Source organism: Corynebacterium curieae, assembly GCF_027570035.1.
Classification (GTDB): domain Bacteria; phylum Actinomycetota; class Actinomycetes; order Mycobacteriales; family Mycobacteriaceae; genus Corynebacterium; species Corynebacterium curieae.
Genome location: NZ_JAKMUU010000001.1, coordinates 81,144 through 93,672, shown reverse-complemented (window position 1 = coordinate 93,672; position 12,529 = coordinate 81,144). Strand labels below are relative to the sequence as shown.

Annotated in this window: 10 protein-coding genes; 9 read left to right on the top strand and 1 reads right to left on the bottom strand. The window is 57.0% G+C overall.

The genetic code is table 11. From position 1 onward, the window contains the following. The first annotated feature begins 42 nt into the window (after positions 1–42). The 5 genes from L8V01_RS00435 (at position 43) to L8V01_RS00415 (ending at position 6,319) form a co-directional block, all read left to right on the top strand. Complete coding sequence (locus L8V01_RS00435) at positions 43–306, top strand: phosphoribosyl-ATP diphosphatase (protein WP_269945220.1); 264 nt, start codon at positions 43–45, stop codon at positions 304–306. Positions 307–338: 32 nt separating this feature from the next. Further along, positions 339–1,184 carry an ATP phosphoribosyltransferase gene (gene hisG, locus L8V01_RS00430; protein WP_269945219.1) on the top strand — a complete coding sequence of 282 codons (846 nt, stop codon included), beginning with the start codon at positions 339–341 and terminating at the stop codon, positions 1,182–1,184. 110 nt (positions 1,185–1,294) lie between these two features. Continuing rightward, positions 1,295–2,851: an aspartate ammonia-lyase gene (gene aspA / locus L8V01_RS00425; protein WP_269945218.1), complete on the top strand. Its 1,557-nt coding sequence runs from the start codon at positions 1,295–1,297 to the stop codon at positions 2,849–2,851. Positions 2,852–3,205: 354 nt separating this feature from the next. Then, positions 3,206–4,513, top strand: coding sequence for an anaerobic C4-dicarboxylate transporter (locus L8V01_RS00420; RefSeq protein ID WP_269945217.1), 1,308 nt, complete (start codon positions 3,206–3,208; stop codon positions 4,511–4,513). 138 nt (positions 4,514–4,651) lie between these two features. Next, on the top strand, positions 4,652–6,319 hold the full coding sequence (locus L8V01_RS00415) for a formate--tetrahydrofolate ligase (protein WP_269945216.1): 1,668 nt from the start codon (positions 4,652–4,654) through the stop codon (positions 6,317–6,319). A gap of 12 nt (positions 6,320–6,331) precedes the next feature. Here L8V01_RS00415 and L8V01_RS00410 read toward each other — a convergent pair whose 3' ends face one another. Beyond that, complete coding sequence (locus L8V01_RS00410; RefSeq protein ID WP_269945215.1) at positions 6,332–7,162, bottom strand: RecB family exonuclease; 831 nt, start codon at positions 7,160–7,162, stop codon at positions 6,332–6,334. A 46-nt stretch (positions 7,163–7,208) separates the two neighbouring features. On the opposite strand from L8V01_RS00410, the gene L8V01_RS00405 reads away from it, so the two are divergent. From L8V01_RS00405 to dop, 4 genes are all read left to right on the top strand, one after another. Next, the gene (locus tag L8V01_RS00405) at positions 7,209–8,462 is read left to right on the top strand and encodes a M18 family aminopeptidase (protein ID WP_269945214.1); all 1,254 of its coding nucleotides are present in this window, start codon (positions 7,209–7,211) and stop codon (positions 8,460–8,462) included. A 28-nt stretch (positions 8,463–8,490) separates the two neighbouring features. Next, on the top strand, positions 8,491–9,327 hold the full coding sequence (locus L8V01_RS00400) for a tRNA (adenine-N1)-methyltransferase (RefSeq protein ID WP_239193930.1): 837 nt from the start codon (positions 8,491–8,493) through the stop codon (positions 9,325–9,327). An 85-nt stretch (positions 9,328–9,412) separates the two neighbouring features. After that, positions 9,413–10,978 carry a proteasome ATPase gene (gene arc / locus L8V01_RS00395; protein ID WP_269945213.1) on the top strand — a complete coding sequence of 522 codons (1,566 nt, stop codon included), beginning with the start codon at positions 9,413–9,415 and terminating at the stop codon, positions 10,976–10,978. Continuing rightward, a complete protein-coding gene (gene dop, locus L8V01_RS00390; RefSeq protein ID WP_269945212.1) occupies positions 10,975–12,507 on the top strand; it encodes a depupylase/deamidase Dop in 1,533 nt (510 codons plus the stop codon). Before arc ends, dop begins: the two co-directional genes overlap by 4 nt. The last annotated feature ends 22 nt before the right edge of the window (positions 12,508–12,529 follow it).

Here is a 12,529-nt window from a genome sequence, read left to right as displayed (position 1 = left end):
TTCCCTTACATTCCATATCTACCTATGGAACAATAGGTAGGCGTGAAGAACTTTGAGACCCTTTTTGCTGAACTAGCCCGCAAAGCCACCCAGCGTCCAGCCGGGTCGGGCACCGTCGCCGCCCTAGACGAAGGCGAACATCACATTGGCAAGAAGATTATCGAAGAGGCAGGGGAAGTTTGGATCGCCGCGGAGTACCAATCCGATGCCGAACTGGCGGAAGAAATGTCTCAACTTATCTATTGGACGCAAGTCATGATGCTCAAGCGCGGGTTAAGTCCTGAGGACATCTACAAATATCTCTAATAGCCCGGCAGGGGCGCGATGGAAGGAACATCATGATTAAGATAGCTGTACCCAACAAAGGTTCTCTATCAGAAGCCGCCGTGGAGATTCTTACGGAGGCCGGCTACAAAGGCCGTGGCCACTCCAAGGCGCTCAACGTTGTTGATGCAGAAAACGATGTAGAGTTCTTCTTCCTGCGGCCGAAGGATATTGCCATCTATGTCGCTCGTGGAGTTTTGGATCTGGGCATTACCGGCCGCGACCTAGCGCTTGATTCCAAGGCACAATTTGAAGAAGTCCTACCGTTAGGCTTTGGCGCGTCAACTTTTCGGTATGCCGCCCCGCAAGGAGAAGAGTGGGAAATCTCTCAACTGGCCGGGCGCCGCGTAGCAACGTCCTACCCAAATCTTGTCCGCACCAACCTTGCGAAACAAGGCATTGAGGCCGATGTAATTCGGCTCGACGGTGCCGTGGAGATTTCCATTCGGCTCGGCGTCGCCGATGTCATTGCTGATGTCGTGTCAACTGGTACTACGTTGCGCCAACAAGGTTTGGCTCCATTTGGCGAGCCCATTATCGAGTCTGAAGCTGTAGTTATTAAGCGCACCGGCGTAGAAATCACTGAAGAAGAGCAGGTGGTTCTGGGCCGCATTCAGGGAATCCTGCATGCTCGCACCTATTTGATGATTGACTACAACATTGCCAAATCTAACTTGGACGCAGCGGCTGGTATTACGCCGGGATTAACTGGTCCTACGGTTTCTCCTGTGGCCCGCGAAGATTGGGTGGCGGTGCGCGCGATGGTTCCGCAGAAGCAAGCTAACCAAGTGATGGACCGGCTTTCCCAATTAGGGGCGGAAGCTATTTTGGCTTCTGATTTGCGCATCGCCCGCTTTTAGGGGGAGTAAATATTCTGGGTCGGCCCAAATAGATTCAGTCGTGGCTAACATTAGCGCTTGAGGTTACTCATTCGAATATAAGTCTCGACAGGTAAAGGAGCCGAGCCATCATGGCAAAGTCCTCTAAGAAAGAAGAAAAGGACACCAAGTCTGCAGCAAAGGACGTGAAGAAGAAAGACGATACTTCCACTCACGCCGCACAGCAGAAGGTGGCCGAGCAAAAGACACCTAAGAACTCCAGCAAGAAGACTCGTACCGAGACCGATCTTCTTGGCTCCTTGGAAGTTCCCGCTGACGCTTACTACGGTGTCCACACCGTCCGCGCTATGGACAACTTCCAGATTTCTTATGTGACCATTAACACCATCCCGCATTTCATTCGCGGCATGGTTCAGGTCAAGAAGGCGGCCGCGATGGCAAACCGCCGCTTGCACGTGCTGCCGAAGAAGAAGGCTGAGGCCATCATCTGGGCATGTGACCAGATTTTGGAAGAAGGCCGCTGCATGGACCAGTTCCCGCTGGATGTATTCCAGGGCGGCGCTGGTACCTCGCTGAATATGAACACCAATGAGGTCGTTGCCAACCTTGCGCTGGAGTACCTCGGTGAAGAAAAGGGTTCCTACGACATCATCAACCCAAACGATGATGTGAACATGTCCCAGTCCACCAACGATGCATACCCGACCGGCTTCCGTTTGGGACTGCACGCAGCCGTCGACCACCTCATTGAGCGCATGGACGGCCTGCGCGCCGCATTCCAGGATAAGGGCAATGAGTTCCAGGACATCCTAAAGATGGGACGTACCCAGCTACAGGACGCGGTACCGATGACCTTGGGCGATGAGTTCAAGGGATTTGCCAATAATCTCAACGAGGAGCAGGCTTTGCTGCGCGATGCACAGCGTCGCCTCCTCGAGATCAACTTGGGCGCAACCGCAATTGGTACCGGCGTGAATACCCCAGCTGGATATCGCCACCAAGTCACCGCTGCCTTGTCTGAGGTTACCGGCCTTGAGATGAAGACCGCACGCGATCTCATTGAGGCTACCTCTGACTGTGGTGCTTATGTCCTGCTGCATTCCACCATCAAGCGCGCAGCAATGAAGCTCGCCAAGATCTGCAATGACCTGCGTTTGCTGTCTTCTGGTCCGCGCGCCGGTTTGGCTGAAATCAATCTGCCTGCTCGCCAGGCCGGTTCCTCCATCATGCCGGGCAAGGTCAACCCCGTTATCCCGGAGGTTGTTAACCAGACGTGCTTTAAGATTTTCGGCAATGACCACGTGGTCACCATGGCTGCTGAGGCTGGCCAGCTCCAGCTCAATGTGATGGAGCCGGTGATTGGTGAGGCACTGTTCCAGTCCATTCGCATCATGGGTAACGCCGTTGATGCACTGCACGAGAAGTGCGTCACCGGCATTACTGCTAATGCAGACGTGTGCCGTGCATACGTGGAAAATTCCATTGGTATCGTCACCTACCTGAACCCATTCATCGGCCACCACAATGGTGATTTGATTGCCAAGGAATCCCTAGAGACCGGCAAGGGCGTCAAGGAGCTGGTTCTGGAGAAGGGACTGCTTGATGAGGCAACCTTGAACAAGGTGCTTTCGGTAGAAAACCTCATGCATCCAGAGTTCCGCGGTCAGCTCTTCATCGACGAAGATTAAAGCCGGATCGCCGCATAAACTGCAGGGCTGAGTCCCTGGTCCCAAACACCTCCGTAGGACTTGTCGCTTCCAGTGCGCATGCGTTGGAAAAACGGCAACTTCAGCGGAGGTGTTTTCTATGGGGCGGCCCCATTGTTCCCACTGTTGTTCCGAGCCTCTAAGCTGGGCAAATGAATAGCCAAATACCGAGCGTTTTATAGCGAGAACCTAAACACATGTGGGAATAAACACAAACGGGCATTTTGAATGAATAAATCACCCTAGTGGGTGCAAAATAGAAATTGTCTAGGCGGCATGCACTCTGCAGAGAGATGCATGCTCATCGTTTGCGTACAGAGCGTATGGAGTAAGTCCATGGTTATTGTTCATATTCTCATCGTTCTCGCAGCTATCTTCTTGGGCGCGAGAATTGGATCAATCGGCATTGGCATGGCCGGCGGCCTCGGTGTGCTGATACTCGGTCTCACCGGCGTTCCCATCACAAGGGAAGACATCCCGTTTGATGTCATCGGCATCATTATGACTGTTATTGCCGCGATTGCGGCTATGCAGCGCGCCGGTGGCATGGACTACCTCGTGCATATTGCCGAAAAGTTTTTGCGCAAGAATCCTAAGCGCATTACCTTCTACGCACCGGTGGTTACTTGGCTGATGACAGTACTTGCCGGTACTGGTCACACCGCGTTTTCCACGCTGCCGGTCATCGTGGAGGTAGCAAAAGAGGGCAAAGTTCGTCCCTCCCGTCCGCTTTCTATTGCGGTTGTAGCCTCCCAGATGGCTATCTGTGCTTCACCAATTTCCGCAGCCGTTGTTTTGCTGGCTAGTTTGTTGGAGCCGATGAATGTGGGCTATCTACAGGTATTGGCAGTGGTCATTCCGGCAACGTTCCTCTCCATTTTCCCGGCTGCTTGGATTGCCAATAAGTTTGGAAAAGAACTAGATGATGATCCGGTCTATCAGGAACGCAAGGCTCAAGGCCTCGTAAAGGAACCGCTCGGCGCAGGCAATTTCGCACCGCAGAAGGGCGCCAAAGCTTCTGTGATCGTATTTTTGGTCGCCATCGTTATTGTGATGGCATGGGCAACGCTGACCTCCGAGCAGGTTGGTCTTATCGCAGAGCCAACCTTGCCGCGCAATGAGGCCATCATGACGGTGATGTTGACCGCGGCCACCATCATCGTGATGATGACCAAGGTTCCTGCCGCAGACGTTTTAAACACCCCAGTATTCAAGTCCGGTATGTCTGCATGTATTTGTGTGTTGGGCGTTGCTTGGTTGGGCACCAGCCTTATCAACCACTACATGGACGATATCCAGTCCATGGCCGGCAGCGTCATCGAGTCTTCGCCGTGGTTGCTCGCCGTAGTTCTGTTCTTCGCAGCGGCATTGCTGTACTCGCAGGCTGCCACCACCAAGGCTCTCATGCCGGCAGCACTGGCATTGGGGGTCAGCCCAATTACCGCAGTCGCAGCTTTCCCGGCCGTGTCGGCACTGTTTATTTTGCCGACCTACCCAACGCTGCTTGCAGCGGTGGAGATGGACGATACGGGCTCTACCCGAATTGGCAAGGCCGTATTCAATCACCCGTTCCTTATTCCGGGAACGGTCAGCATCGTGCTTTCTGTCCTTTTGGGCTACGCATTCGGTCTCGTCATCCTGTAATAGGACGATCTCCAGTTCATGCATGAGGCGCCCTCTTGGGGGCGCCTTTTCGGTTGGTCGACTTTTTATGCCATGAGTCAATTCACTTTTATTGGCAAATGCGCTTTATTCCATCTGACTGCTCGGTAGGCTGAGGCCATGACTACGCAGCCATCCGATGTTGAAATCGCTCAAGCCCATAACTTGCTACCAATTGCGGAGATTGCCGCTAAGGCAGGCATTCCTTCTGACGCCGTAATTCCTTATGGCACTACTAAGGCCAAGGTGGATATCACCAAGGTCGACTACGCTAAAGAAAATCAAGGAAAGCTGGTGCTTGTTACCGGTGTGTCGCCCACACCTGCCGGGGAAGGCAAGTCCACAGTCCTTATCGGCCTTACGGACGCCTTAGATAAATTGGGAAAGAAGGCCATCGTTGCCCTCCGCGAGCCCTCCCAAGGCCCAGTCATGGGCATCAAAGGCGGTGCAGCCGGCGGCGGCTACGCACAAATTGTCCCTATGGAGGACATTAACCTGCACTTTACCGGCGATTTCCACGCGATTACCTCCGCTACTAATACCTTGGCCGCCATCATCGACAATCACATCCACCAAGGAAATTCCCTCGGCATCGACCCGCGTCGCGTGACCTGGCAAAGGTGCATGGACGTCAACGACCGCGCTTTCCGCAACGTAGTCACGGGTTTGGGCGGGCCAGCTCACGGGGTACCTGCCGAGACCGGTTTCACCATTACCGCTGCTTCTGAAATCATGGCCATCTTGTGCTTGGCCACGAGCCTCGAAGACCTAAAGAAACGCCTTGGCGACATCACTATTGGATTCACCTATGATCAGCGCCCTGTCACCGCCCGCGAGCTTAATGCCGATGGTGCACTCACGGCGCTCATGCGCGATGCTTTGAATCCGAACTTAGTGCAAACCCTAGGCGGCGTTCCGGCGCTGGTTCACGGTGGGCCTTTTGCCAATATTGCGCATGGATGTAACTCCCTGTTGGCGACCCAAACCGCATTGCAATTTGGCGATATCGTCTTAAGCGAGGCAGGCTTCGGCTCTGATTTGGGTGGCGAAAAATTCCTGGATATCAAGGCACGTTTCGGTGATCTAGATGTCGCCGGCGCTGTCGTTGTCGCCACCATCCGCTCACAGAAGTACAACGGCGGTGTGGCCAAGGATAAGCTCACCGAGGAGAACCTAGACGCCCTGAAGGCGGGCATTGTCAACCTAGAGCGCCACGTAGAAAACCTGCGCAAGTTCGGGATCAAACCGGTAGTAGCGCTCAACCTCTTTTGGTCTGATACTGAGGCGGAGCGAGAATTCATGCGGCAGTGGGCCAAGGACTTTGGTGTGGCAATAGAGGAAGCCAACGTGTGGTCTGAGGGTGGCGCGGGAGCTACCAAGCTGGCAGAGACCTTGCTGGAGAACCTGCAGGGCGGTGCTAAGCAGCTCTACGATCCGCAGGAGGGAATCGAGGCCTCCATCGAGACCATCGCTCGCGAGATCTATCGCGCATACCGTGTGGAGTACGGGGCAAAGGCGCTCAAGGATCTGAAGTACATCCAGGACAATGGCTGGGATAAGCTGCCCGTGGTTATTTCGAAGACGCAATACTCCTTCAGCGATGATGCCTCCGCATTGGGAGCGCCGGAAGGACATACCCTGCATGTGCGCGAATTGCTGCCGCGTACCGGTTCGGGATTTATCGTCGTGCTTACGGGCAACGTTATGACGATGCCGGGGCTGCCTAAGAAGCCGGCGGCGAATAATATCGACGTCGATAAGCAGGGCACCATTTCGGGCCTCTTCTAGGCAGGTGGGGTGCTAATCCTTTGTATCTGCCGCTGAGCCCGGCCAACCCGGGTACTGCGGCGGAGTGCCGCCAAACTCGGGGCAGAGATCCTGGTGGGCGCACCAACCGCACAGCTTAGACGGCTTCGGGCGGAAGTCCCCGGCGCGCCCATCGGCCTCAATCTTGGCCCACAATTCGCCGAGATCGCGCTCGAAGTATTCGAGTTCCTCACGGTTTGGGCTAAGAAACATCGAGTCCAAGACCTTGAGGTACATCAAGCGGAGTTGATGAGGGATAGTGCCTAGGATGCGCCAGTAAACCAGCGCATAAAAGCGCATTTGAAATTGCGCGTCCTGAGAATAGCGGGGCAGGGGTTTCTTGCCTGTTTTATAGTCCACGACCCGCACCTGGCCGGTTGGTGCGCGGTCCACGCGGTCGATGAAGCCACGGACGGGGACGCCGTTGGGCAGAACCGTGTTGACGTACATCTCGGTTTCTTGGCAATCAAAGCCCTGCGGATTTTCCATCTGGAAATAACCTTTGAGCAGATCTCTGGCAGCGACGAAGAAGTCGTAGGTGTCTTCTTCTGGCACGAGCTCTAAAAGCTCCTCGTCTTTAGCGGTCATCTCTGCCCAAGAGGGCTTAATCATCTTCACTGCGGCAGGATAGGTGCGTTCTGCACGCGGTAGCTTGTGCATTTCTTCCAGCACGGCGTGCACTAGGGTTCCTTTGACCTGCGCAATGGTCTTGGGCTCGGGCAACTTGTCAATGGCTCGGAAGCGGTAAAGCAGCGGGCACTGCTTATAGTCGGAGGCGCGCGAGGGCGACAGGGCGAGCGGTCGGGGTGTAGATGAAGTAGCCATGGTGTATCTAGCCTATCGCCGCGCGTTTCGTGGCAAGCTAGGAGGTATGAGTTATACCGCAGATTTCCTAGATTTCATTGCTGCTTCTCCTTCTTCGTACCACGCTGCCGATGAGGTATCCCGCCAGCTGCGCGAGGCGGGATTTGAGGTACAGGATGAGGGAACGCAGTGGTCCGCTGCGCCTGGCGGCCACGTCATGGTGCGCGGCGGCGCGGTAGCGGCGTGGTACGTGCCAGAGGGAGCGGATAAGAATTCTGGTTTCCGCATCGTAGGGTCCCATACAGATTCGCCGGGCTTGGTTCTTAAGCCCACGCCGGACTTTTCCGCGGCCGGCTGGCAGCAGGTGGCAGTAGAGATCTATGGAGGGGCGCTACTGCATACTTGGTTTGACCGGGAGCTGACCGTGGCTGGGCAGATTGTCACCAAGGATGGCACGCGGCATCTGGTCAATACTGGCCCGGTACTGCGCCTTCCGTCCCTGGCAATCCACCTCTACCGCAAAGATGAGTTTAAGCCGGATCGCCAGCACAACATGCAGCCAGTTTTGAGCGTCGGTGACCCGGAGGCGTCCATCTTGCAGGTAGTGGGGGAGAAGGTGGGTGTCGCCAAGCAGGATATTGCTTCCTTCAACCTGATTACGGCCGATGCCGCTCGCGGCGAAGTCTTTGGCACCGGCGAGCAGTTCATCGCGGCCGGACGCATGGATAACCTTTCTTCCGTTCATGCCTCGTTGGAGGCGATGAAGAAGGCCGCCGAGGGAAATCAGGGCAAGGATATCTTGGTCATGATGGCCTTTGACCACGAAGAGGTGGGCTCCAGCTCGCGCTACGGTGCGGGCGGCCCCATCCTGGCGGATGTACTTACTCGTACGGCGCGCGCGCTGGGAGCTAACGAGGAGGAGCGTTTCCAGATGTTTTCACGCTCGAGCTGTGTTTCGGCCGATGCAGCGCACTCGGTGCACCCCAACTACGTGAGCAAGCACGATCCCACGCACCATCCGATCATCGGCAAAGGCCCAGTAACCAAGATCAACGGCAATCAGCGCTATGCTTCCGATGCCACTACGGTAGCGCTGTGGGAAACAGCGTGCGGCAGGGCCGGTGTACCGGTGCAGCGTTTTGTGGGCAATAATGATGTGCCCTGCGGCTCGACCATCGGTCCCATTACTGCGACGCGTTTGGGCATCGACACTGTCGATGTGGGCGTGCCCATGCTGTCCATGCACTCGGCGCGAGAAATGGTGGGCGAGCGGGACCAAGTATGGCTCGCGCAGGCGCTTGAGGCATACTTGGTGGGATAGTAACCGCAACCTCGAGGAGTCTTGAGACATGGCTTATTCCGGCCCCTTTGCCTATGGCGACCGCGTGCAGCTTACCGACGCCAAGCGGCGCCACTACACGGTCATTCTGGAAGAAGGAGGCCAGTTCCACTCCCACAAGGGCATCATTAATCATGACGACATCGTGGGTATGGACGAGGGCTCGGTTATTGAATCCACCCTTGGCTCCTCTTTCCTCCTTTTCCGTCACCTGATGGTGGATCACGTGCTGTCGATGCCGCGTGGTGCTGCGGTGATCTACCCCAAGGATGCGGCGCAGATTTTGGTAGAGGGCGATATCTTCATGGGTGCGCGCGTGCTCGAGGCCGGTGCCGGTTCGGGTGCGCTGTCCATGTCCCTGCTACGCGCCGTGGGGCCGGAAGGTCATGTGTATTCCTATGAGGTGCGCGATGACCACCTCGAGTATGCGGTAGATAACGTCAAGGAATACTTTGGCGAGCAGCCCGAGTGGTGGTCGCCGCGCCTCGGCGATTTAGGAGATGTCACCGCCGAGGACGTGGGCGGGCCGGTAGACCGCGTGATCCTCGATATGCTCGAGCCCTGGGAGCACCTGGAGACAGTGCGCGATCTTCTGATCCCTGGCGGAGTGTTCATGACCTACGTGGCAACGGTGCCGCAGTTGATGAAGGTCATGGAAGGAATTCGCGAGCTTAAGTGCTTTACCGAGCCTAAGGCCTGGGAATCACTGGTGCGCGAATGGAAGGTCGAAGGCCTGGCTACCCGCCCGGAGCACCGCATGAATGCGCATACCGCCTTCCTTATCTGGACCCGCCGCTTGGCTGATGGCGTCACTCCGCCGCGCCCGCAGCGCCGCGCCCGCAAGTAAAGCTGGAAATAGGCTCGTCTCAGCGCCCAGAATTTAAAGCGCAACTGCCCTCTTTCGCCGACTGGGCCGCGTTAGAGTAGTGGGCATGGATGAAGCCACGGACTATAAGCGGCAGATCAGCCAGCTTGCTGCCCGCAATCAGAAGTTGGCGGGCTTATTAAAGGAATCGCGTGGGAAGCTCGAACAGCTTTTTGCGGAGCTTAACGCGCTGGCTGAGCCGGCATCGACCTACGGCGTTTTCTTAGGCTATTCGCCTACCCACAGCGAGGTGGGAACCACCGCAGAGGTCTACACCAACGGCCGCGTGATGCAGCTAAAGGTTTCGCCCAATGTGGAACCAGGCAGCCTAGTGGCCGGCCAGCAGGTTCGCTTGAGCGATGGCTTCGTAGTGGTAGAAGGGTGCGCGCCCGAGCGCACGGGTGAGCTCGCCACCGTGGTCGAGCGCTTAGGAGATCACCGCCTCATCGTGGCAAATTCCTCCGGCGAGGAAAAGGTGGTGCTGCTATCGCAGGCACTGCGCGAGGAAACCCGCGTGCCAGCAGGTGAAATCGTGCTCGTTGATCCCAAAGCTGCCATCGCGCTGGAAAAGGTGGAAAAGACGGAGGTCTCCCAGCTCTCCCTTGAGGAGGTCCCCGATGTGCGCTACGAGGACATCGGCGGACTAGACGAGCAGATTTCCCAGATCCGCGATTCCGTGGAACTGCCGTTTATCCATCCGGACCTCTATCACCACTACGAGCTACAGCCGCCTAAGGGCGTCCTCCTTTATGGCCCGCCCGGGTGCGGTAAGACGCTCATCGCCAAGGCCGTGGCCCATTCCTTGGCGCAGCAACTGGGCAGTGATGGGCCGAGTTACTTCCTCAATGTCAAGGGACCAGAGTTGCTCAATAAGTATGTAGGCGAGACGGAACGCCGCATCCGCCTTATCTTTGAGCGCGCCCGGGAACTAGCCCAGCTGAGTTCTGACCGGCCGGTGGTCATCTTTTTTGATGAGATGGAATCCATCTTCCGCACCCGCGGCTCAGGCGTGTCCTCGGATATGGAAACCACGGTGGTGCCGCAGCTGCTTACGGAGCTCGACGGAGTAGAAAGCCTATCCAATGTGATCGTTATTGGCGCTACCAACCGCGAGGAGCTCATCGATCCCGCCATCATGCGCCCCGGCCGGCTGGATATCAAGATCCGGGTCAACCGGCCAAATAAACAGGGCGCCCGCGAAATCTTTGCCCGCCATTTTGCAGAATCCGTGCCGCACCAGGGCAGGCTAGAGGAGCTCATCGGCGCCGCGGTGGACGAGCTTTATGCCGATCGCCCCTTTGTGCAGCTGCACTTTTCCAGCGGGGAGCGCGAAATTTTACACTACCGGGACTTTGTCTCCGGCGCGATGATTGCCAATATCCTCTCCCGCGCCAAGAAGCTAGCTATTAAGGACGAACTGCAGCAGCGTGCGAACAGTGAGCAGGGGATAGGCGGGCGCCACGGGGGCATCGCCAAGCAGCATTTGCTCCAGGCCATCGCGGCCGAGCGCGCCGAATCCGAGTACGTGCCCACCTCTACCAACCCGGAGGAGTGGACCAAGATCATCTCCCAAGACCATGCAGGTGCCCGCGTTGAGCGGGTGGAGCTGCTGACTGCTAGGAGGAGCGCATGAGACGCGTTGTAGGTACCGAGACCGAGTACGGAATCGCCACCCCGGAGCTGCCGGAGTATTCGCCCATCATTTCTTCCACGCACGCGGTGGTAGCGTATGCCGCGCTGCACACTGGGGCGCGCTCGCGCTGGGACTTTGCCGAAGAACACCCGCTGCGTGATTCCCGCGGCTTTGATCTCAAGCGCTATCACACCGTGCCCGTGGTTGACCCCAACGCCATCGGGGTGGCCAATGTGGTCACGGCTAATGGCGCGCGCTTCTATGTGGACCACGCCCACCCAGAATATTCCGCACCGGAATGCACCAATGCCTGGGAAGCTACGCTTTACGACGCCGCAGGTGACGCCACGCTCCTGCAATCTGCCGCGGCCGTAGCTGGGCTTACTGAGCAAGGACAGTCGGTCCTTGCTAACCACGATCCGTGCCCTGCATTGCGCTTCTATAAAAACAACGTGGACGGCAAAGGCGCGTCTTATGGCTCGCACGAGAACTATCAGTATTCCCGTGCCACGGATTTTGACACTATGGCGCAGGCCCTCATCCCCTTCTTCGTAGCCCGCCAGGTAGTTATCGGTGCCGGACGCATGGGGCTCGGGGAATTCGGCGAGGAGCCAGGCTTCCAGATCTCCCAACGTGCGGACTATATAGAGCAAGAAATCTCGCTGGAAACCACCCTCAACAGAGGAATCATCAATACCCGCGACGAGCCGCATGCGGTGCACGCGGACTTTGGCCGCCTCCACGTCATCATCGGAGATGCGAATATGTCGCAGACCTCCACGCTGCTCAAACTGGGCATGACCTCGTTGGTTCTCGATGCGATTGAGGAGGGCGTGGACTTTAGCGATCTCCACTTGAAGGATGCAGTGGCGGAAGTCCCACGCGTGAGCCGCGACCTGAGCCTTCAGCATCGGCTCCAGCTTGCCAACGCCCGCCAGCTCACCGCCCTAGAGCTTCTCGCCGAATACCGCGCCCGCGTAACCCCACGCACAGAAGCCGATCACAAGGTGCTCGCGGCCTGGGACGAGGTAGTTGCACTCTTGGCGGAAGATCCGATGCAGGCCGCGCACCTTTTGGATTGGGTGGCGAGGTATCGCCTGATTAAGGGCTACCTCGACCGCGGTATCGACCCGGCCGACCCAAAGCTGCGCCTGATTGACCTGCAATACGCAGAGATTGATCCTGCCAAATCCCTTCACCACGCACTGGTGCGCAAAGGGCAGATGCGCCAGCTCTTTAGCACCGCAGATATAGAACGCGCTGCCAGCACTCCTCCGGAGGATACCCGCGCGTATTTCCGCGGACGAGTAACGCAGAAATTCGGCGAGGACATTATTGCCGCGAGCTGGCAAAGCCTCACCGTTCGGGTAGGTGAGGGATCTGCAGCGCCCTGGGCCACCGTTCCGATGGATGAGACCACCGGTCTTACCCGGGCCGAATGTGGGGAGATCATCGAAGCCGCACGCACCGTGGAGGATCTCCTGCAGGGACTAACTGACAGCGGTATCCACCCCGAGTACCGTAATTAATAACCAACTATTAAGGCAGAAG

Coding starts and splice junctions, on each gene's coding strand:
- aspA (WP_269945218.1), top strand. CDS start 1,295: ATGGCAAAGTCCTCTAAGAAAGAAGAAAAGGACACCAAGTCTGCAGCA.
- L8V01_RS00415 (WP_269945216.1), top strand. CDS start 4,652: ATGACTACGCAGCCATCCGATGTTGAAATCGCTCAAGCCCATAACTTG.
- dop (WP_269945212.1), top strand. CDS start 10,975: ATGAGACGCGTTGTAGGTACCGAGACCGAGTACGGAATCGCCACCCCG.
- L8V01_RS00405 (WP_269945214.1), top strand. CDS start 7,209: ATGAGTTATACCGCAGATTTCCTAGATTTCATTGCTGCTTCTCCTTCT.
- hisG (WP_269945219.1), top strand. CDS start 339: ATGATTAAGATAGCTGTACCCAACAAAGGTTCTCTATCAGAAGCCGCC.
- L8V01_RS00420 (WP_269945217.1), top strand. CDS start 3,206: ATGGTTATTGTTCATATTCTCATCGTTCTCGCAGCTATCTTCTTGGGC.
- L8V01_RS00400 (WP_239193930.1), top strand. CDS start 8,491: ATGGCTTATTCCGGCCCCTTTGCCTATGGCGACCGCGTGCAGCTTACC.
- L8V01_RS00410 (WP_269945215.1), bottom strand. CDS start 7,162: ATGGCTACTTCATCTACACCCCGACCGCTCGCCCTGTCGCCCTCGCGC.
- arc (WP_269945213.1), top strand. CDS start 9,413: ATGGATGAAGCCACGGACTATAAGCGGCAGATCAGCCAGCTTGCTGCC.